Annotated in this window: 12 protein-coding genes and 5 pseudogenes; 9 read left to right on the top strand and 8 right to left on the bottom strand. The window is 65.1% G+C overall.

The genetic code is table 11. From position 1 onward, the window contains the following. Nucleotides 1-389: 389 nt before the first annotated feature. Together K2Y56_RS03980 and K2Y56_RS03975 are read right to left on the bottom strand one after the other, a co-directional pair. Nucleotides 390-791 (bottom strand): response regulator transcription factor, encoded by a 402-nt coding sequence (locus K2Y56_RS03980; protein ID WP_292505334.1) that lies wholly within the window; start codon nt 789-791, stop codon nt 390-392. A 976-nt stretch (nt 792-1,767) separates the two neighbouring features. Beyond that, nucleotides 1,768-2,016 carry a hypothetical protein gene (locus tag K2Y56_RS03975; RefSeq protein WP_292505331.1) on the bottom strand — a complete coding sequence of 83 codons (249 nt, stop codon included), beginning with the start codon at nt 2,014-2,016 and terminating at the stop codon, nt 1,768-1,770. Between the two features lie 224 nt (nt 2,017-2,240). Between K2Y56_RS03975 and K2Y56_RS03970 the strand changes: the two are divergent. Then, nucleotides 2,241-3,586, top strand: a pseudogene (locus tag K2Y56_RS03970) (transposase); the annotation flags it as partial. 19 nt (nt 3,587-3,605) lie between these two features. On the opposite strand, the pseudogene K2Y56_RS03965 reads toward K2Y56_RS03970, so the two are convergent. Then, nucleotides 3,606-4,739 (bottom strand): annotated as a pseudogene (locus K2Y56_RS03965) (ISAs1 family transposase). A gap of 69 nt (nt 4,740-4,808) precedes the next feature. Between K2Y56_RS03965 and K2Y56_RS03960 the strand changes: the two are divergent. The 4 genes and pseudogenes from K2Y56_RS03960 (at nt 4,809) to K2Y56_RS03945 (ending at nt 9,002) form a co-directional block, all read left to right on the top strand. Further along, a complete protein-coding gene (locus K2Y56_RS03960; RefSeq protein WP_292505338.1) occupies nt 4,809-4,985 on the top strand; it encodes a hypothetical protein in 177 nt (58 codons plus the stop codon). A gap of 175 nt (nt 4,986-5,160) precedes the next feature. Beyond that, nucleotides 5,161-6,634, top strand: a pseudogene (gene istA, locus K2Y56_RS03955) (IS21 family transposase). Next, nucleotides 6,631-7,562, top strand: a pseudogene (istB, locus tag K2Y56_RS03950) (IS21-like element helper ATPase IstB). Before istA (K2Y56_RS03955) ends, istB (K2Y56_RS03950) begins: the two co-directional pseudogenes overlap by 4 nt. Next, nucleotides 7,563-9,002: a Tn3 family transposase gene (locus K2Y56_RS03945; protein WP_292505336.1), complete on the top strand. Its 1,440-nt coding sequence runs from the start codon at nt 7,563-7,565 to the stop codon at nt 9,000-9,002. Between the two features lie 151 nt (nt 9,003-9,153). Here K2Y56_RS03945 and K2Y56_RS03940 read toward each other — a convergent pair whose 3' ends face one another. The 3 genes from K2Y56_RS03940 to K2Y56_RS03930 form a co-directional block, all read right to left on the bottom strand. Further along, nucleotides 9,154-9,294, bottom strand: a complete 141-nt coding sequence (locus tag K2Y56_RS03940; protein WP_292505328.1) for a hypothetical protein — start codon at nt 9,292-9,294, stop codon at nt 9,154-9,156. Nucleotides 9,295-9,445: 151 nt separating this feature from the next. Further along, on the bottom strand, nt 9,446-9,769 hold the full coding sequence (locus K2Y56_RS03935) for a hypothetical protein (RefSeq protein ID WP_292505325.1): 324 nt from the start codon (nt 9,767-9,769) through the stop codon (nt 9,446-9,448). A 131-nt stretch (nt 9,770-9,900) separates the two neighbouring features. Then, the gene (locus tag K2Y56_RS03930; RefSeq protein WP_292505322.1) at nt 9,901-10,200 is read right to left on the bottom strand and encodes a hypothetical protein; all 300 of its coding nucleotides are present in this window, start codon (nt 10,198-10,200) and stop codon (nt 9,901-9,903) included. A gap of 344 nt (nt 10,201-10,544) precedes the next feature. Between K2Y56_RS03930 and K2Y56_RS03925 the strand changes: the two are divergent. From K2Y56_RS03925 to K2Y56_RS03915, 3 genes and pseudogenes are all read left to right on the top strand, one after another. Then, nucleotides 10,545-11,786 (top strand): annotated as a pseudogene (locus K2Y56_RS03925) (IS3 family transposase). 35 nt (nt 11,787-11,821) lie between these two features. Beyond that, nucleotides 11,822-12,163, top strand: coding sequence for a hypothetical protein (locus K2Y56_RS03920; protein WP_292505319.1), 342 nt, complete (start codon nt 11,822-11,824; stop codon nt 12,161-12,163). A 550-nt stretch (nt 12,164-12,713) separates the two neighbouring features. Further along, nucleotides 12,714-14,864: a TonB-dependent siderophore receptor gene (locus tag K2Y56_RS03915; protein ID WP_292505316.1), complete on the top strand. Its 2,151-nt coding sequence runs from the start codon at nt 12,714-12,716 to the stop codon at nt 14,862-14,864. A gap of 226 nt (nt 14,865-15,090) precedes the next feature. On the opposite strand, the gene istB (K2Y56_RS03910) is transcribed toward K2Y56_RS03915, so the two are convergent. Next, nucleotides 15,091-15,960: an IS21-like element ISMex8 family helper ATPase IstB gene (istB, locus tag K2Y56_RS03910; RefSeq protein WP_292505314.1), complete on the bottom strand. Its 870-nt coding sequence runs from the start codon at nt 15,958-15,960 to the stop codon at nt 15,091-15,093. After that, nucleotides 15,957-17,456: an IS21 family transposase gene (gene istA, locus K2Y56_RS03905; RefSeq protein ID WP_292505313.1), complete on the bottom strand. Its 1,500-nt coding sequence runs from the start codon at nt 17,454-17,456 to the stop codon at nt 15,957-15,959. The genes istB (K2Y56_RS03910) and istA (K2Y56_RS03905) overlap by 4 nt, the downstream gene beginning before the upstream one ends. A gap of 119 nt (nt 17,457-17,575) precedes the next feature. Here istA (K2Y56_RS03905) and K2Y56_RS03900 point away from each other — a divergent pair, with 119 nt between their 5' ends. Then, nucleotides 17,576-18,604, top strand: a complete 1,029-nt coding sequence (locus K2Y56_RS03900) for an IS110 family transposase (RefSeq protein WP_292505309.1) — start codon at nt 17,576-17,578, stop codon at nt 18,602-18,604. Nucleotides 18,605-18,619 lie beyond the last annotated feature (15 nt).

Here is an 18,619-nt window from a genome sequence, read left to right as displayed (position 1 = left end):
TGCACACCCTCAAACCGCCACGCATAGGCCTTGATCGCCCAACGCGCCACATCCCAATGACGTTCCGCAACCAGACACCTAGCATTACAGTTGCGGATCGAGATTTGCAATCATTGGTGGTGAAATACTACTCGTTTTGAGCCTTTGAACGTATGCGTATTCGCTCGGCATAGCTCGACCTGAACAGAGGGAAGTCGGCCGATTTGATGCGGTTCAGAATTCTGCAACTGTAATGCTAGTCATCCGGTCGGCCGAGCAGAAACCTTCGGTCTCCGGCGCTGACAAAGTCCGTCAATAAAGCTCGCGGATTAGGCCTTGTCTCGCTTTGATCGAGCGGAAGCGGACCGGGTCCGTCGAGGATGGTGCGGCAGAGAGACGGCGAGAAAGTCTCAATGCTTGACCGCATTGAGTGAAGCGATCAGGTCTTCGCGCTTGCGGACTCCGATCTTGCGGTAAATCGCGCGGGCATAGACCTTAATCGTGCTCTCGGAGAAATTGAGTGTCTGCGCGATCTCCTTGTTCCGCATGCCGCTCTGGATCAGCGCGAGAACGTCCTTCTGCCGCGATATCAGCTCCGTCTGCTCATCACCGGGCTTGGATCCAGCATCGGACCGGTCGGGCAGCACCGACATTACGGCTGGAACGAAAATCTCGCCTTGGCTCACCGCACGGAGGGCCTGCCGCATCTCGACGGTGCCGAGCGATTTCGGCAGATAGGCGTGGACGCCCGCCTGCAGGGCTTCCAGGATGTCCGCGCGATCGTCGGATGAGGCAGCGATGGCGACGCGCACCAGGGGGAATCGAGTCCGGAGGCCGCGAAGACGAGAGCAATGCCGCGTCATCGGCGATGGCAGATCGAAGATCGCCATCGCGATGTCGGAGCGGTCCTCGAGGGCGGTCAGGGCCTGGTCGAAGGACGTCCTCTCGATCACCTCGGCAAAGCCACATTCCGATTTCAGCAAGCTGGCGAGATATCCGCGATACGAACCTTGCTTGCTCGAGATCAGCGTAGCGCTAGACCGGCTAAACATCGCTTGTCATCCATCGTTCGCCAGCGAGGCTGTTGGGAAGGCGGCCCGCCGCTCGACGATCGGGCTAAAACGGGGCCGGAACCCATCGGAATAAGGCCGGCCCCGCACCCCTGGGCACATGACAAGGGGCCGGTGGTTTGCACGCCCGCCCCGTCGTTTCGCAGCCAAAGGCAGGGTGGGAGTGGTATTCGGACGGAATAGCGGGCGGCAGGAAGCCAGAAAGGACATTCTATCTCTACTATTTAATGCTACTTCGAACTTCATATTGAGAACAACTCTTATATTAACGAATTTTTGATTCTTAGCAATATGAAATTGGCGGACTAAGTCATAAAAGGCTCTGTAACTAGTCATATCTAATCCAGGTGCCTAGTTCTTAAGCCTGAACATTTGATCCTGTGCGTACGTATTTCGACTTCATCAAAAAGGTGGGCTTTGCACGGATCGTGGGGGTTCGTTTCCGAAAATGCGCAGCACGAAGCCCGGGATTGCTGTTTCGCTTTCAGCAATGATGAGGGGCGCTAGTGTTCGCGGACAGCTTCACCACTCCGAGGCGCTTTGATCTGCACATCGGACCCTAGGGCTACGGCCACCGTATGGTGACGATCTGGCGAAACGGAAACGTTGCCGGTCTGAAATTTCCTCACAGCCCGATCACATGCGCCTGAGGTGCTTTCCGACGAAGGTTGAGCGTCCCTGCATTTGCGCTCACTCAGCGCTTCAGCCAAGGGGCGCCTCAGGCGCGCTGTGGACGCGCCAGCATGATCGCAGCACGGACCGCGGCGCGGCATAGCTCTTCACCCGCCCAAGGTTGCCGGATCAGTTGGCTGGCAAACGGATGCGCCGCCAACGCCACGGCTGGATCGATCTCAAACCCCTCACCGAAGCGAACCATGCCCCGCTGTGGGTTAGTCATATAGGCGTTCACCACGGCAGCAACGTCATCATCCACGATTTGCAGCGTCGCAAGGAGGTCGATGGTCATTGGGCTTGGCATCATTACGTCGGCCGTACTCCTCGCCGAGCCGACGGCTCGATGAACAAAGTCAATCTAAACAATCCTAAGGCCGGGCGCGTACGATAAGCCGCACTTCCAATTTGATAGGAAACGGTTGTTTCCGTGTCTCCTGAAAACGTTCGGATGCTGTTGGCGAAGTGGAAGCGCCCTCGACCGACGGTGGGCGTTGATCTCCTCAGGAGGTCGCTGTCCTGTCTCTGCATCCGCAAGCCTCGACCCCGCCTGTGCCCGCCGACACGGTCCGCGTAGCCCACGCTGCCTTCCGGACTGGCACGCCATATCTGATCCTGCGCGACCAGCTCGGCAGCATTTTCACAGACAGCGACTTCGCCGACCTTTTCCCGACCCACGGTCAGCCGGCCTACCCGCCCTGGCGGCTGGCGCTGGTGACCCTGATGCAGTTCCGGGAGGCCTGAGCGATCGGCAGGCTGCCGAGGCGGTGCGGGCGCGGATCGACTGGAAGTACCTCCTCGGGCTCGACCTCGCCGATCCCGGCTTCGACCATTCGCTCCTGTGCGAGTTTCGCGATCGCCTCCGTTGCGAGGGCGTGGAAGAGCGTCTGCTCGATCGGCTGCTCGAACTCGCCAGGGCACGCGGTATGCTCAGGCCCCGCGGCCGGCAACGGACCGACTCCACCCACGTTCTCGCCGCCATCCGGGTCCTGAACCGGCTGGAGCTGGTCGGCGAGACCTTACGGGCCGCTCTTAAAGCCATTGCCGTGGTCGCACCGGACTGGATGCGGCGGGCCATACCACGGGTTTGGGTGCAGCGTTACTGGCGGCGGATTGAGGATGCGCACCTGCCAGAGGCTGCAACCAAGCACGAATCCTATGCTGTCCAGGTTGGCACGGACGGCTTCACTCTGCTCGACAGGGTGGACGACCCCGGAGCACCCGAAGCGATCCGGACCTTACCGATCATGGCGACCTTGCGGCGCGTGTGGGCTCGGCATTTCGAGCGATCCGTCGAAAGCCAAGGCGGCCCCGGCGGGATCGTCGGCTTTCGGACGTTGCGGGGGCGCGGCTCGGGCGAGGATCGAGTCGAGTCGCCATACGACGATCAGGCCCGGTTTCGCGCCAAGAGCGGCATGCACGGGACTGGCTACATGGTGCACTTCACCGAGAGCTGCGAAACGGACGAGCTCCACCTCGTGCTGCACGCCGACACCAAGCCAGCCGACGTTCACGAGGCCCGGCGCACGCAGGTGATCCATTCCGCACTCGTGGCCAAGGACCTCACCCCATCTGAGCATCTGGTCGACGCCGCCTCCGTCAGTGCCCCTCATCTGACCCATGCGCGTGATCAGCATGGCATCGATCTCGTCGGCCCGGGTCGACGCAACACCAGCTGGCAGGGCGGGACCGCAGATGCCTTCACGCTCGCCGACTTCGTTATCGACTGGTCTGCGCGACTGGCGCGCTGCCCCAAGGGGCGCACGAGTCGATATTGGGCGCTCTACAAGGACGCGGCCGGTCATCCGTATGTGCGCGTGCGCTTCGATCCCGCCGACTGCATGACCTGCCTGTCCCGGCCCCAAGGCAAACGCATGAGACGGGTTACCCCTTGAGCAGCCGGGCCATGTAGGCGTCGTCCCAAGCCGCAGTCTTGCGCCTGCCCTTCAGGCTGGCCTTGAGCGAGGCGTCGGCGCGGAGCAGATCGAGGGCGATGCGGCGTAGGAGGGCAAGATTGCGCGCCGCGCCGCGATTGCGCACCCGGCTGCGGTCCTCGCCGAAGGTCACATCCAAGACCTAGTGCTCGCCGTTCTCGATAGCCCAGTGGCTCCGGATTGCCTTGGCCAGCACCTCGGGCGGTACGGTCGCGCTGCTGAGGTAATGGCGGACCTCCGCCGTCACGGCCCCAGTACCCTTCACGCCGCGGATGGTTTCGGTCGCGAGAACCGTCGTCAGCCCCGGCCAGTCGCGCAGCGTGGCAAAGCCGCTCACGTCCCGACAGGTGAAGACGCGCCGGCGCACGAGCCGGCCGTGCGTGTTGTCAAACGCATCGGAGCAGGGCCGCAGGTTGGCCCCGCGGGCGAAGGCGTGCTCGGCAAACCAGGCCCGGAACTCGTTGTGGATCTTGCCCTGATTGGCCTTGAGCGTGAGCAGGTAGTCCGCTCCGCGTTTCAGGATGTGGGTGGCGACCTCACGTCGGCAGGAGAGCGCGTCCAGGCTGACCAAACAGCCGTCGAGCCGCAGCCCCTCCAGCACGACCGGCAGGGCTGCGGGCTCGCCGCCTTTCTGATCCACGGCGCGCTGGGCCAGCACCAGCCCACGTCCGGTCGCGTAGGCGCTAACCAGACGCAAGGGCGAGCGGCCGCGGCGGTCGAAGGAACGCCGGATCACCTTGCCGTCCACAGCCACTTGTTCGGGACCGGCGGCGGCGCCGAGCTCATCGGATTGGAACACGCCTCGCACCCAGGCCAGGAAGCAGCGCTCGAACGCATCCGGGTCGATCAGCATGAACACGCGGCGAAAGGTGTCATGGGAGGGGATGCGGCCGGGCAGCTCCAGGAAGCCGCGCAGCCACGCTTCCTTGCAGCGGCCGTAGAGCGCGATGTCCTCGAACGTCTCAGCCTCAGCCACGATTGCGCAGACCGCGATCACCAAGATGTCGACGAGCCGATGCTCGATCTTGCTGGGGCAGCGTGGATCCTCCAGCGTCGTGAACTGCTCAACCAGGCCCTCGATCATGGCGCGCCTCCGGCCGGAAGCGCGCCATCTTACGCCGACAATGCCAGGCTCGGGCGCACGTCAGTTTTCATGCGTTTGCCCTGGCGCGCGGGCGACGTCTGGGTGAGGGGGTCCCGGCGTTACCGAGCCTTCGACGACGATCTCCTCCCCCGGCCCACCTTCGAGGCCCTCAAGGCGGCGGGGCCTCTGCCGCTCGCCGTCCCGGCAAAGTTCGAGGACTATCTTGCCGCGCGACAATCAGGATGAGAATCGCGAGGGGGTGCGGCGGCGCAGGGCGTAGCCCGGAGCCGACGTAGCCCCTCGCGATGGCGCGTTCCCGATGGGGCGTCGCCGCTGATGATCACGGCCGGCCGGGTATCCCCCGCTTCTTCGCTCAGAGAGGAAGCCTCGGGTGCCTGGCCGTCACGTCAACAATCATCAGATGAGGCTTTTCATGAAGTTCCGACACAATGACGGCGTCGCGGTCGCGGCGGCCAAGGCCGGGTTCAGCGCCGCGACGGGATACCGGCTCGCGCAGGATGCGCAGCTTCCCTCGCAAAAGAACGAAGTGCGAGCGCGGCGGCGACCTGATCCGCTCGCCGAGATCTTCGACACTGAGATCGTGCCGCTGCTGAAGGAGGCGCCAGGGCTACGGTCGGTCGCGATCTTCGAGGAGATGCAGCGGCGTCATCCCGAGCTCGGCCCAGGGGTGCGACGGACGATGGAACGACGCATCCGGAGCTGGCGGGCGTTGCACGGCGAGGAGCAGGAGGTGATCTTCCGTCAGGCCCACGAGCCCGGCCGGATGGGGTTGTCGGACTTTACCGACATGGCCGACCTTGGCGTCACCGTCGCCGGGATCGCGCTCGTTCACCGGCTTTATCACTTCCGGCTCCTCTGGGGCGGCTTCGAGCACGCGCACGTGATCCTCGGCGGCGAGAGCTATGTGGCACTCGCCGAGGGGCTCCAGAATGCGCTCTGGGCCGCGGGCGGCGCACCGCTGGAGCATCGCAGTGACAGCCTGTCGGCGGCGTTCCGCAACCTGGACGCCGATGCGCGCGCCGATCTGACCCGGCGCTACGATGCGCTGTGCGGGCATTACGGCATGACGCCCAGCCGCAACAACCGGGGCGTCGCGCACGAGAACGGCTCGGTCGAGAGCGCGCATGGCCACCTGAAGAAGGCGATCCGCGACGCGCTCCTGATGCGCGGCAGCTCGGCGTTCGATGACCTCGCCGGCTATCGCCGCTTCGTCGACGAGGTGGTTGGCCGCAAGAACCGGCGGGGTGGTCCGCGCATCGACGCCGAGCGCGCCCACCTCCAGCCGCTGCCCGTGTCGCGGACCAGCGACTATGAGGAGACGATCGTCACGGTCACCTCGACCAGCAGCTTCACGCTCAGAAAGGTGTTCTACACCGTGCCCTCGCGGCTGATCGGCCATCGCCTGCGGGTCCGGCTATACGACGACCGGCTCGATCTGTTCGTCGGCGGCACCCATCTGATGACGCTCGGGCGCGGTCGGGCGGCCGGGAACGGCAAGCACGGCCATGTGGTCGACTATCGCCATGTGATCCACTCGCTCCGGCGCAAGCCGATGGCGCTGCTCGGCCTCGTCTACCGCGACCAGCTGTTCCCGCGTGACGCCTATCGACGGACCTTCGACCGCCTTGATCGAGCAAGTGCCCGAACGGCTGGCATACAGGATGATGGTCGAGTTGCTGGCGCTGGCGCACGAGCGCGCCTGCGAGGCGGAACTCGCCGACATCCTGGCGGCCGACCTCGACGCCGGTCGCGCGCCCGACATGGCGGCGCTGCGCACGCGCTTCGCGCCCGATCCGGCCGCGTTGCCCGAGGTCGTAGTCACGCTCGCCCCGCTCTCCATCTACAATGTCCTGCTCGGCGAGGTGGCGGCATGAGCAAGCTTGCCCAGCCGATCGACGCGCAGCGTCTGACCCTCATCCTCAACGACCTGCGGCTGCCCGCCATCAAGCAGAGCTGGCCCGAGATCGCGGCGCGCGCCGACAAGGAAGGCTGGCCCGCCGCCCGCTTCCTTGCAAGCCTTGCCGAGCATGAGGTCGCCGAGCGCGACCGGCGACGCATCGAGCGTCACCTGGGCGAGGCGAAGCTGCCGCCCGGCAAGACCCTCGACAGCTTCGCGTTCGATGCCGTGCCGATGATCTCGCGCGCGCAGGTGATGGCGATCTGCGCTGGCGACGGCTGGCTCGAGCAGGGCGCCAACCTCATCCTGTTCGGCCCGCCTGGCGGCGGCAAGAGCCACCTGGCCGCCGCGATCGGCCTCGCGCTCATCGAGAATGGCTGGCGCGTGCTGTTCACCCGCACCTCCGACCTCGTCCAAAAGCTACAGGTCGCGCGGCGCGAACTGACGCTCGAGGCCGCCATAGCCAGGCTCGACAAATACCACCTGCTGATCCTCGACGACCTCGCCTACGTCGCCAAGGACCAAGCCGAGACCTCGGTCCTGTTCGAGCTGATCAGCGCCCGATACGAACAGCGCTCTACCCTCATCACCGCCAACCAGCCGTTCGGCGAATGGAACCGGATCTTCCCCGATCCCGCGATGACCTTGGCCGCGGTCGATCGCCTCGTCCATCACGCCACCATCTTCGAGATGAACGTCGAGAGCTATCGTCGCCGAGCCGCCGTCCAGCGTCGTGCCGGTGCCGGCCGGCCACCGACCTACGCGACAATCAAAACCGTCGAACAATCGTCGTCCAGCGACAATCAAACCGCGACATAGCCGTTGCCAGCGACAACCGGATCGGCCAACCTCAACACGCCGCGACAATCAGCTCTCATCCTGATCGCCGCGCGCCTCTCATTTAGATCGTCGCGCTACACTATCTCGCCGAACGCTCCGTTCGGTTGAAGGAGGCCGCCCTATCGGTGGGGGGCTGCGCCAGGGCCGGCGACCTCCCCGACGTGAAGCTGACCGAGGCGGGCCTGACGATCACGCCCCTGCGCGCCGCAACGCCGCCCGCGGTCAAGGCTGTCAGGCAGGCGCTGTACGACCGCCTTCCGCCCGCGCGCATCACCGATGTCCTCCTCGACGTGAACGCTTGGACCGGCTTCTCCGACTGCTTCACGCACCGAAGGTCCGGCCGCACCTGCGACGACCGGGCGACGTTTCTCACCTGCGTGCTCGCCGACGGCATCAACCTCGGGCTGACCCGCATGTCGGAGACCTGCCGCGGCGCGAGCCTGCGCCGGTTGGCCCTCGTCCATGACTGGCATGTGAGCGAAGCCGCCTACACCGAGGCCTTGGCCCGGCTGATCGACGCGCACCGCGCCCTGCCCCTCGCTCAGGTCTGGGGCGACGGCACCCGGGCCAGCTCCGATGGCCAGCACCTCTTCGCAGGCGGCCATTGCGAGGCCATCGCCGACGTGAACGCCCGCCACGGCAACGAGCCGGGCGTGAGCTTCTACACCCACGTCTCCGATCAATACGGCCCCTTCCACACCAAGGTGATCGCCGCCGCGGCCGGCGAAGCGCCGCACGTTCTGGACGGACTCCTCTATCACCAGTCGGGCTTGGCGATCGAGGAACAGGACGTCGACACAGGAGGTGCGTCCGACCACGTGTTCGGGCTCATGCACTTCTTCGGCTACGGGTTCGCGCCGCGGCTGCGCGACCTCAAGGATCGTCGCCTTCATCTGCCGCCGGGGCTGATCCTCGACACCCTGCTCGGACCCATGATCGACGACGCCCACCCAGTCGACGTCGATCAGGTCGCCCAGCACTGGGACGAGCTCGCGCGCATGGCCGTCTCCATCCGCTCGGGCACGGTCACCGCGTCGGCGATGCTGAAACGATTGTCCGCCTACCCGCGGCAGAACGGCTTGGCCATAGCGCTGCGCGAGGTCGGCCGTCTCGAGCGCGCGGTGTTCATGCTGAACTGGCTGCGCGACCTGGACCTACGTCGGCGCACCCAGGCCGGTCTGAACAAGGGCGAGGCCCGCAATGCACTCGCCCGCGCCATCTTCTTCTGCCAGCTCGGCGAATTGCGCAATCGCACCTTCGAGAACCAGGCCTACCGTGCCTCAGGGCTCAACCTGGTCGTCGCCGCCGTGATCCTTTGGAACACACGCTATCTCGCGATGGCCGCCGCGAACCTCGGCGTCGGTCCCGACGTCATGCTCCACGTGGCGCCGCTCGGATGGGAGCACCTGTCGCTGACCGGCGACTACGCCTGGGACGCATCGGACCAGCCCGCGCCCGGTGAGCTTCGCCCCCTCAGAAACAAGCCATCGCTGCTCGCCGCATGAGCGAGCCGATGTTCCCGGCCCGTTCGTCCTTAGCGTACGTTCAACTCACTTTCTTGCAGCGACCCCAGGAAGGCGGCGTCTCGGCTGCGCTTTTGCGCCCGCGCGCGAGCCCATGCGACCTGGTCCGGCCCACGCACGCCGAAGGCGAAGTTCAGGGTCGGATCGGGGATGGTGCGCGACCAGACGTAGCCGGCACCGTCGGTCCCTCGTCGACGCCGTCGACGAGGCTACCGGTGAGGGCCGCGACATGGGCGTCGCGCAGATCCTCGAAGGAGGGACCGACGGCATCCATGCTCAGGCCGCGCTCCATGCCGAGCGTGGCGCCACCAATACAGCCTACCCCGAGAGCATCGGCGGGCGGAGGGCCGATACCTCGATCTCTGCTTCAAGCGGAGGTCCAACGGGGTGAAAGGCGAACGGTTTCATCCGTATGAGGTCAAGCCTTACTCGGGAGCAGCCTTGACGGTTTGCTCATTGCGAGGTTCGACGCTGGCCACAGATTGGCGTTCCAGCCACTGACGCAGGCGAGCAGCCAAGTCGCGGTCGAGGCGCTTGGCGTAGACGGTCCTGAAGTATCGCTGGCCTGCGCCCGGACCCTGAATGGCGTCATGGGCCTGCATCATGCGATCGACCTCGCGCCGACAGATGAAACCGATCACGCCGGCGGCCTGATACCACCGCCCCGCTTTGGCGTGAGCTAATGCGGCCGGGTTGGCCAGCACAGCTTCAGCGAAGCACTCGGTCGATGCCTTCTCGAGATGCGCCAAGGTTGTCTGAGCTTGGCTAGTCTCGCGACCTGCGGCGTGCGCCTCGGGGAGCGAGGCAGTGGCGCAAGAGGCCGCGAGGACGCTCACCAGCCCAAGTGCCGTAGGGTTAAGCTTGCGGTGAACCATCAGGCCTACTCACAGACTTCGACGCGGCGGATGATGACGTCGCCATAGGCATCGACGTACCGGCGCCTCTCCAGGTGGCAATAGGGTTCTGCCTCGACGTAGACGGGTCGCGGCGCGCGATAGACCCGCTGGCCGGGATAGTACTGGTTCTGCGGCGAGGCGATGGCGCCAACGACGGCCAGACCACCGAGCACCCCCAGTGCGGCCGCGCCGCCAGGGCCGATGCCGTCTCTCGCCTGCGCGCCGGGTAGCGCCGCCAGGGCGAGCACAGCCGCTAGGGTAATTTCGACGATACGGGTTCTCATCGTCCGACTGCTCGAGGACTGGTGATGGCCTCAGGTTGCGGGCCAAGAGTTAACCATCCGTTAACCGCCCGACCTCGTCACCCGGGCCACGGGATGATCGTGATCTGAGCCGTGGTCGTCTCTTCTGTTGGACAATGCACTTGGGTTTCGTGGCTGTTCGATGGCTAAATCCTTCAGCGGTCCTTCAGGTGGATTCAACGATCCTGAATGCCCGCCCGTTCATAAGCCATGGTCCCCATGCTCAAAGCTGGAGTGAGATGATGAAACGCCTTGCTTGAAGTAGCCCCCTAATTGGCCGGACAGGGTCTCACACTTGTGGAAGTGTGGTGCCTATGACCGACCCTATGGTGAGTTCTTACGACCCGCCTCGCGCCGAGCGCGTCGAGGTGATCACGTCCGTGCAGCGCCGGCGGCGCTGGACGACCGAGGAAAAGGTTCGGATCGTCGATGAGACGTATCTGCCCGGCAACTCCGTCTCGATCATCGCCCGGCGTCACGGCATCAGCGCCAACCAGCTCTTCACCTGGCGTAGGCTGATGGCGCGCGGGCGTTCACGGCCGCCGGTGCCGGCGAGGAGGTCGTGCCGGTCTCCGAGCTACGTGCAGCCCACCTGCAAATCCGCGAGCTGCAGCGCTTGCTGGGTAAAAAGACGCACGAGAATGAGCTTCTGCGCGAAGCTGTCGAACGTGTCGCCGCCCCCAAAAAGCTGCCCTTGCGCGTGAGCTCGTGGCCGGGGGACAGTCGGTGAGTGCGGTCGCCTCGGCATTGGGCGTTTCGCGCCCACACCTCGCCTCCTCTCGGCAGACGGTGCCGCGACGGCGTGGGCGTCCGCCGCTGCCCGACGCTCAACTGCTGTTCTCGATCCGGGCGCTCATCGCCGATCTGCCCACCTACGGCTACCGGCGCGTCCATGCTTTGCTGCGCCGACAGACTGAGCGAGAGGGCCGGCCCACTCCCAACGTGAAGCGGGTCTACCGGGTGATGAAGGTGCACGGCCTGTTGCTCCAGCGTCATGCAGGCGGGGCTGAGGAACGCCGTCACGAGGGCCAGGTCGCGGTGGTCACCCGCAACACGCGCTGGTGCTCTGACGGGCTGGAGATCGCCGCTGAGAACGGGGACCGGGTGCGCGTCGCCTTCGCGCTCGACTGCTGCGACCGCGAGGCGATGAGCTTCGTGGCGACGACGGCCGGCATAACGAGCGAGGACGTGCGCGACCTCATGGTGGCCGCCATCGATCATCGCTTCGGGCGGGTGAACCAGGCACCAAGCCCTATCGAATGGCTGACCGACAACGGCAGTTGCTTTGTCGGACGACAGACCCGCCGCTTCGCAGCCGGGATCGGCCTCATGCCGAAGACGACGCCGCTGGAGAGCCCACAATCGAACGGGATGGCCGAGGCGTTCGTGCGGACGCTCAAGAGGGACTACGTCCGCGTCTCGGTCCTTCCGGACGCCGAAAGCGTGATGCGTGAGCTGCCGCGCTGGCTGGCCCATTACAACGAGCTTCACCCCCATCGCAGCTGGGCTACCGCTCATCGCGCGAATTCATCGCCCAATCAACCCAGGAGACCATGTCCGGTCTTTAGGGGGCAACAACATTGCTACCTTCTCCGCCGTAGCAGTGATCGGCCTCGGCGCCCTTGCCTCGACCGGCGCTGAAGCGCATGGACGCGGCGGCGCGATTGCAGCTGGCGTGATCGGTGGCGTTGCAGCCGGTGCCCTTCTCGGCGCGGCCGCCTCGACCGCGTATGCCGCCCCCGCCTATGGCTACGGTGCCTATGACTACGGCTACGACGCAGCACCGGTGTACCGTACGCGCCGGGTCGTACGCAGCTACGATTATGACGACAACTACGTGCCGACCTACCGTCCTCGCCGCGTGGTGCACCACTACGATTACAGCTACGCGCCGGTTCGCCATGGCTATTCGTGGGGCAGTCCTACCTACTACGGCGGCTGGTAACCTTCCATCCGTTGACCGCGACGAACGACTTCACTCTGATGGAGCCGTTTTTGTATGCGCTTCATTGAGTTGGTCGCAAAGTTTGTTCGAGCGCGAACTCGCTGAAGATCGTGTCGTGGACGCGTGCGCACTGCTCCTCGTCTGTGCCACTACCTAGCGCGGTAGACAGGACGTGTGGGCTGATGGATGATTGGTTACCCGGTTGCGCCGCAAGTGCTCCATAAGCTCGGTTCAACTCCGAGCCCGTCTCTTGTAGCGCAGAATTTGCCCCTGACGAACATGTGGTGAACGCGCCACACCAATTCGCTGTCCCCATCCCGTGGGAGGCCAATCCATTGCCAGCGGCAATCGCGTGCAGTACGAAAATGTGCATATAGAGCAATAACTTAGCATTATTCTAAACAGAACGGCCCGCCGCCGTCGCTGAAGGAAGACTGCTGCGACGAGGGCAACCGCTATGCTGAGGGACGATCGAATTTTGTGCGGCCGCGCTTTGGGCCTGCGCTTATCGTGGGTGACCGCCGTCGCTCTTGGCCTTCACGTTGGTACCGTGAGAGCGCAGCCGGCAACGCAGAGTAGGACCGAGATCGCTACCCGCCTGGACGAGATCAGCGTCGAGGGTAGGGCAACTGGTCCTACGACTGTCGCGGGCTTCGGAGGCGCATCTGGCCTTCCACGTCCGGGTCCCGAGACCGCACGCGGACCGGTCGACGGCTATCTCGCCACGCGCAGCGCGACAGCGACGAAGACCGACACGCCCCTGATCCGCACGCCGCAATCGATCAGCGTCATCGGCACAGACCAGATCCAGGGGCAGAAATCGCAGACGGTGTCCGATGCGGTGCGCTATACGCCCGGCATCTACGCCAACCAGTTCGGCCCTGACACCCGCTTCGACTGGTTCCTGATCCGAGGCTTCTCGGCAACTGAGACCGGCCTGTTCCGCGACGGACTGCAGCTCTTCCAGACCTCGTTTGCCAATTTTCGCATCGACCCCTTCGGTGCCGAGCGCATCGAGGTGCTGCGAGGCCCTGCCGCGACCCTGTTCGGCGGCAGCCCGGTGGGCGGCCTCGTCAACATCGTGTCCAAGCGCCCGCTGACGGTGCCCTTCGGCTATGTCGAGGCCGGTGGTGGCTCGTTCGCTCAGCGATACGGCGCCTTCGATGTCGGCGGTCCGGCTGACCAGACGGGCAACTGGTTCTACCGGCTGACGGGACGGGTTCAGAACGGAGATGCGCAAGTCCGTTTGGCACCCGAGGACCGCTACTACATCGCGCCGTCCTTCACCTATAAGCCGGATGGGGCCACGACCTTCACCGTCCTGACCAGTTTCCAGCGTGACGATACCGGCGGTGCTGGCCAATTCCTGCCCTACGCAGGTTCCGTACGCCCGAATGCGTCAAGGTTCCGGATCCCGCGCACGCTGAATGCCAGCGATCCGCTGATCGATAGCTACATCCGCAATCAGGCTAATCTCGGCTACGAGTTCGAGCACAAGCTCGACGATGTCTGGACCCTGCGCCAGAACTTCCGCTTTTCGTTCACCGAGGTGCACGACCGGCGCTATGTGGGCAACGGCTACGCCGACGCTGCCGAGACGGAGCTTGCCCGCTACGGCTTTCTGACGACACCGCGCGCCGGCCTTTTCACACTCGACAACCAGGCTCAGGCTCGCTTCAGCGACGGCCTCTTTGGCCACGATCTTCTGCTCGGCCTCGACTACAAGCGCTACAGCCTCTCAGACACACAGGCCGTGACCTTTCCGGTCCCATCGCTCAGCATCCTATTCCCCCGCTATGGACAGCCGAGTGCGCGGCCGCTGCCTTACCGGGTGGTGAACCAGCAGCTCGAACAGCTCGGCCTCTATGCGCAGGACCAGATCGCACTCACCGACCGGCTGACCTTCATCGCCGGTGGCCGGGGCGACTTCGTGAGGAACGACGTTCAGGACAAGCTCGCCGCCGCCAACTCCGTTGCGCAAGACGTCAGTGCTTTCACCTATCGTCTGGGTCTCATCTACAACTTCGACAACGGCTTGGCGCCCTACGTCACCTACGGCACCTCGTTCAACCCGACACCTGGCGTTGGAGCTAACAACCAACCGTTCAAGCCGGAAGAGGGCGAGCAGATCGAGGTTGGTGCCAAGTTCCAGCCACCGGGCTGGGATACATTCTTCACGGTCGCGGCCTTCGATCTCGTGCGCTCGAACGTGCTGACGCCAAATCCGGCCAACATCTTCACGAACCTGCAGATCGGCGCGGTGCGCTCGCAGGGCTTCGAGGCCTCGGTCGTGTCGAACCCGCTGCCTGGGCTGAACCTGATCGCTTCCTACACGCTCTACGGCCTGCGCACGATCGAGGGTACGACGCTCGACCTCGGCAAGGTGCCGGTCGGCATCCCGGAGACCTTCGCCTCTTTGTGGTTCGACTATACGATCCCGGTGGGCGAGTGGCGCGGCTTCGGCTTTGGCGGCGGGGTGAACTATGTCGGCCGCTCCTTCGCCAACGTCGCCAACACCCTCACCGTGCCCGAATACGTCACGTTCGACGCGGCCGTGCACTACGAGTGGGATCAGTGGCGCGCTGCGCTCAACGTCCAGAACGTGGGCGACCGCCGCTTCGTCTCCTCCTGCTCGACGGTGACGGCCTGCTTCTACGGTACCCAGCGCCGCGTTGTGGCGAGCCTGGCCTATCGCTGGTGATCTCCCAAGCCGGCATTCAGGATTGAATGGATGACGCAGAACGATGTGCAGGCGACGATCCCAGGATCGTCCAGCCTCCGCCAGCTTGCTGTGCTGACCCATCTGTAAAGGGCGGACCAATTCCAGGCCGCTGCGGCGGAGTAAAACCAGGCCAGTGGCGGCCGGCCGCTTGAACGATGAAGGGGCTCGATCGAGCTCCTTCATCGTTCGTCGCCGATCATGCGGCTCAGGCCGGCAGGATCTCGCCCGTCTCGGGATCGTGAGCGTCGGTCGTGGCCTGGTTTTGCTCCAACCTGCCGTCGGCGCGACTGTGCCGACTGCGGGAGGATTTGAGGCGGTAACTGTCTCCGTTCAGGCTTAGGATGCTGACGTGGTGGGTCAGCCGGTCAAGCAGCGCGCCGGTGAGCCGCTCCGAGCCCAGAACCGAGGTCCAATCCTCGAACGGCAGGTTCGAGGTCACTACGGTGGAGCCACGCTCGTAGCGCTGCGAGAAGGTCTCGAACAGCAGCTCGGCCCCCGTCGGCGACAGCGGCACGTAGCCGAGTTCGTCGACGATCAGGAGCTTCACAGAGGCCAGTTCGCGCTGAAGCCGAAGCAGACGGCGCTCGTCGCGGGCCTCCAGAAGCTGATTGACCAGCGAAGCGGCGGTGGTGAACGCGACCGAGAAGCCCTTCTGGCAAGCTGCCAGGCCGAGAGCCAAGGCGATGTGAGTCTTGCCGGTGCCGGAGTTGCCGAGCGCGATGACGTTCTCCCGGCCGAGGACGTAGCCGCAGCGGGCCAGCTCCAGCACAAGCATCTTGTTCAGGCTCGGGATCGCGGTGAAGTCGAAGGTGTCGAGGCTCTTCACCGCCGGGAAGTGTGCCGACCGAATCCGGCGTTCGACCATGCGCCGTTTGCGATCGATCAGTTCCAGCTCGACCAGCCGGAGCAGGTAGCGCGGATGGTCGATACCACCCTGGGCGCACTCGCGGGCGACCTTGTCGTACTCGCGCAGCACCGTGGGCAGCTTCAGCTGCTTGAGGTGGTGGGCGAGCAGGATCCCCGGCGTGCCGCCAGTGGTACCGCCCGGCATCGTCTCATCACGCGCCGCGCTCATGCCGCCGCCTCCGGTACCAGCACCGTGTAGTCGGCGGCCACGGTCGTCCTCACCGTAGTCCTGGGCAGATGCGGATAGGCCGCCAAGTCGAGCCGGGGCGGTCGCCGTTCGAGCCGGGCCAACGCGATCAGCTTGACCGCGTCGAAGCCGATCGCCCCAAGCCGGATCGCGTCGGTGACGGCCGAGGCCACGACGTCCTTGGGCATCGCCTCCATCAGGCGCAGCACCTGGATGAACTCGCGCTTGCCGCGGTTGCCCATGCGCGCCTCCAGAAGGTGGCGCAGGTGCTGGAACGCCTCGGGCAGATCCCAGCCCTGCAGCGCCGCCGCCTGGTCGAGGGCGTTCGGCTTGGTCTCGATCAAGGCGAGGTAATGCAGCGGCTCGGACACAAACACGCCGTTGCCGTAGCTGCGCTCATGCCGGGCGATCTCGATGCCCGCACACAGGATCACGACCTCCTCGACGAAGCCCTTCACCAGCACGTCCCGGAAGCCGTAGGCGGTGGGGACCGCGTAGTCGTTGCAGCGGTAGCGAACCAGCGCCGTCGAGGAGACGCGCCCAGCCCGCTTCTCGCACGGCTCCAGCGGCACCGTCGGCAGGGCACGCAGGACGCCACGATCGGCGACCAGCCGCGTGCTGATGCTCTCGGCATGCTGCCCGGCCCGCTCATCCTGCCGGGCTCGACAGCGTCGCTCCAGATCGTCGTTCAGTGCCTCGAACGAGGCCGCCACCGGGGCCGGGGTCATGAAGTTGGACCGGGCGTACTTGACCAGGCCTTCGACCTTACCCTTGTCGTTGCCCTTGCCCGGACGGCCAAAGCGGTCCTGGAACAGGTAATGGCTCACCAGCTGAGTGAAGGCGCGGGTGCGCTCGCGCCGGCCGTCGCCGCAGATCTTGGCCACCGCAACCTTGGTGTTGTCGTAGAGGATCGACAGCGGCATCCCGTCGAAGAACTTGAAGGCGGCGACATGCCCGTCGAGAAAAGCCTCAGAGGTCTCCCGCGGATACGCCTTCACGAAACAGGCGTCGGAGTGCGGCAGGTCCATGCAGAAGAAATGGATCTTCTGACGAACGCCGCCGATGGTGGCGACCGCCTCGCCGAAGTCGACCTGGGCATGACCCGGCGGGTGCGCCAATGGTACGAAGGTCTCACGGCCACTCGCGCGTGCAATCCGGACGTGGTCCTTTACCACCGTGTAGCCGCCGCCATAGCCGTGCTCGTCGCGCAGACGCTCGAAGATCCGCTTGGCCGTGTGCCGCTGCTTGACCGGTGCGGTCTTGTCCGCGTCCAGGATCGCATCGATCACCGGTAGCAGGGACCCGAGCTTCGGCTTCTCGACCGGCTTCGTGCGCGTGTAACCCGGCGGCAGCGAGAACCGGCACATCTTGGCAATCGTCTCGCGGCTCGAACCGAAGACCCGGGCTGCCTCACGACGAGAGTTGCCAGCGTTGAAGACGAACTGCCGAACGGCCGCGTAGACTTCCACGGCAAACATCCCGGGCCCCTCCCGAAAGAGAAGCCTCTCAACCTGGCCGGCTTTATGGATGGCCCGCCCCTCACCGGGCTTCACTGCTAGGTTTGCAGTGTGGCTCACACGAGGAATGGAACGGACCGATGGCCATCGTAATACGCGGGATCGATCTGGGCAAGAACAGCTGCAGTGTGGTCGGGCAGGATGCGACCGGTCGGGTCGTCTTGCGACGCCGGATGCGGCGCGAGACGGTGATGACCTTCGGTGCGACGCTTCCGGCCTGCATCGTCGCCATGGAGGCGTGCTGTGGCGCGCATCACATGGGCCGGGCGCTCGCCGCTCAAGGTCACACTATTCGGTTGATGTCGCCGGAATATGTGCGGCCCTACGTCAAGGCACAGAAGAACGACGACCGTGACGCCGAGGCGATCGCGGAGGCCGCCACCCGTCCGACCATGCGGTTCGTCGCGCTGAAGTCAGAAGCGCAGCTCGACATGCAGACCCTGCACCGGGTGCGAGACCAGCTCGTCGGCGAACGCACCGCCCTGATGAACCAGATCCGAGCCGTCCTTCTGGAGCGCGGTCACATCGTCCCACAGGGACGCGCCAAGCTCGCCGCCAGCTTGGAAAGTCTGCTCGATACCGAGGCGATCTCAGACTTTACACCACGGATGCGTAGCCTGGTGGCGGATGTACGTGAACGCTGGCAGTTCCTCGACGCGCGTATCGCAACGCTCGACGGCGAGTTCGCCGAACAGGCCAGGACCGACGAGAGCGCGCGCCGGCTCACCACCATCCCGGGCATCGGCGCACTCAATGCTATAGCGCTGGTCGCGGCGATCGGCGATGTCGGCACTTTCGCCCGCGGACGTGATCTGGCGGCCTGGCTCGACCTCGTCCCGCGTCAGGGCACCACCGGTGGACGACCATGCCTCCTCGGGATCACGAAACGCGGCAGTAAGTACCTGCGCAAGATGCTGATCCAAGGTGCACGGGCCGCGATGCCGATCCTGCGCAAGAGCGAGACGCGGATCGGCAAGTGGCTACGGGGCCTGCTGGCGCGGGCGCACGCCAACACCGCCATCGTCGCGCTGGCGGCTAAAATGGCCCGGACCGTCTGGGCGCTGCTGCGCCACGATCGCGTCTATGAGCCGGCGGCGGTGGCTGCCTGAATCGAGCCTGGTCGG

Source organism: Methylobacterium sp. (genome assembly GCF_019745455.1).
Taxonomy (GTDB): Bacteria; Pseudomonadota; Alphaproteobacteria; order Rhizobiales; family Beijerinckiaceae; genus Methylobacterium.
Note: the sequence above shows the minus strand (reverse complement) of the source record. Positions and strands in the feature narration are given on the sequence as shown.

Excerpts from the sequence above, each read along its gene's own strand:
- K2Y56_RS03960 (WP_292505338.1), top strand. The coding sequence starts at position 4,809 with ATGCGTTTGCCCTGGCGCGCGGGCGACGTCTGGGTGAGGGGGTCCCGG.
- istA (WP_292505313.1), bottom strand. The coding sequence starts at position 17,456 with ATGTTTGCCGTGGAAGTCTACGCGGCCGTTCGGCAGTTCGTCTTCAAC.
- K2Y56_RS03930 (WP_292505322.1), bottom strand. The coding sequence starts at position 10,200 with ATGAGAACCCGTATCGTCGAAATTACCCTAGCGGCTGTGCTCGCCCTG.
- K2Y56_RS03900 (WP_292505309.1), top strand. The coding sequence starts at position 17,576 with ATGGCCATCGTAATACGCGGGATCGATCTGGGCAAGAACAGCTGCAGT.
- K2Y56_RS03975 (WP_292505331.1), bottom strand. The coding sequence starts at position 2,016 with ATGACCATCGACCTCCTTGCGACGCTGCAAATCGTGGATGATGACGTT.
- K2Y56_RS03940 (WP_292505328.1), bottom strand. The coding sequence starts at position 9,294 with ATGGATGCCGTCGGTCCCTCCTTCGAGGATCTGCGCGACGCCCATGTC.
- istB (WP_292505314.1), bottom strand. The coding sequence starts at position 15,960 with ATGAGCGCGGCGCGTGATGAGACGATGCCGGGCGGTACCACTGGCGGC.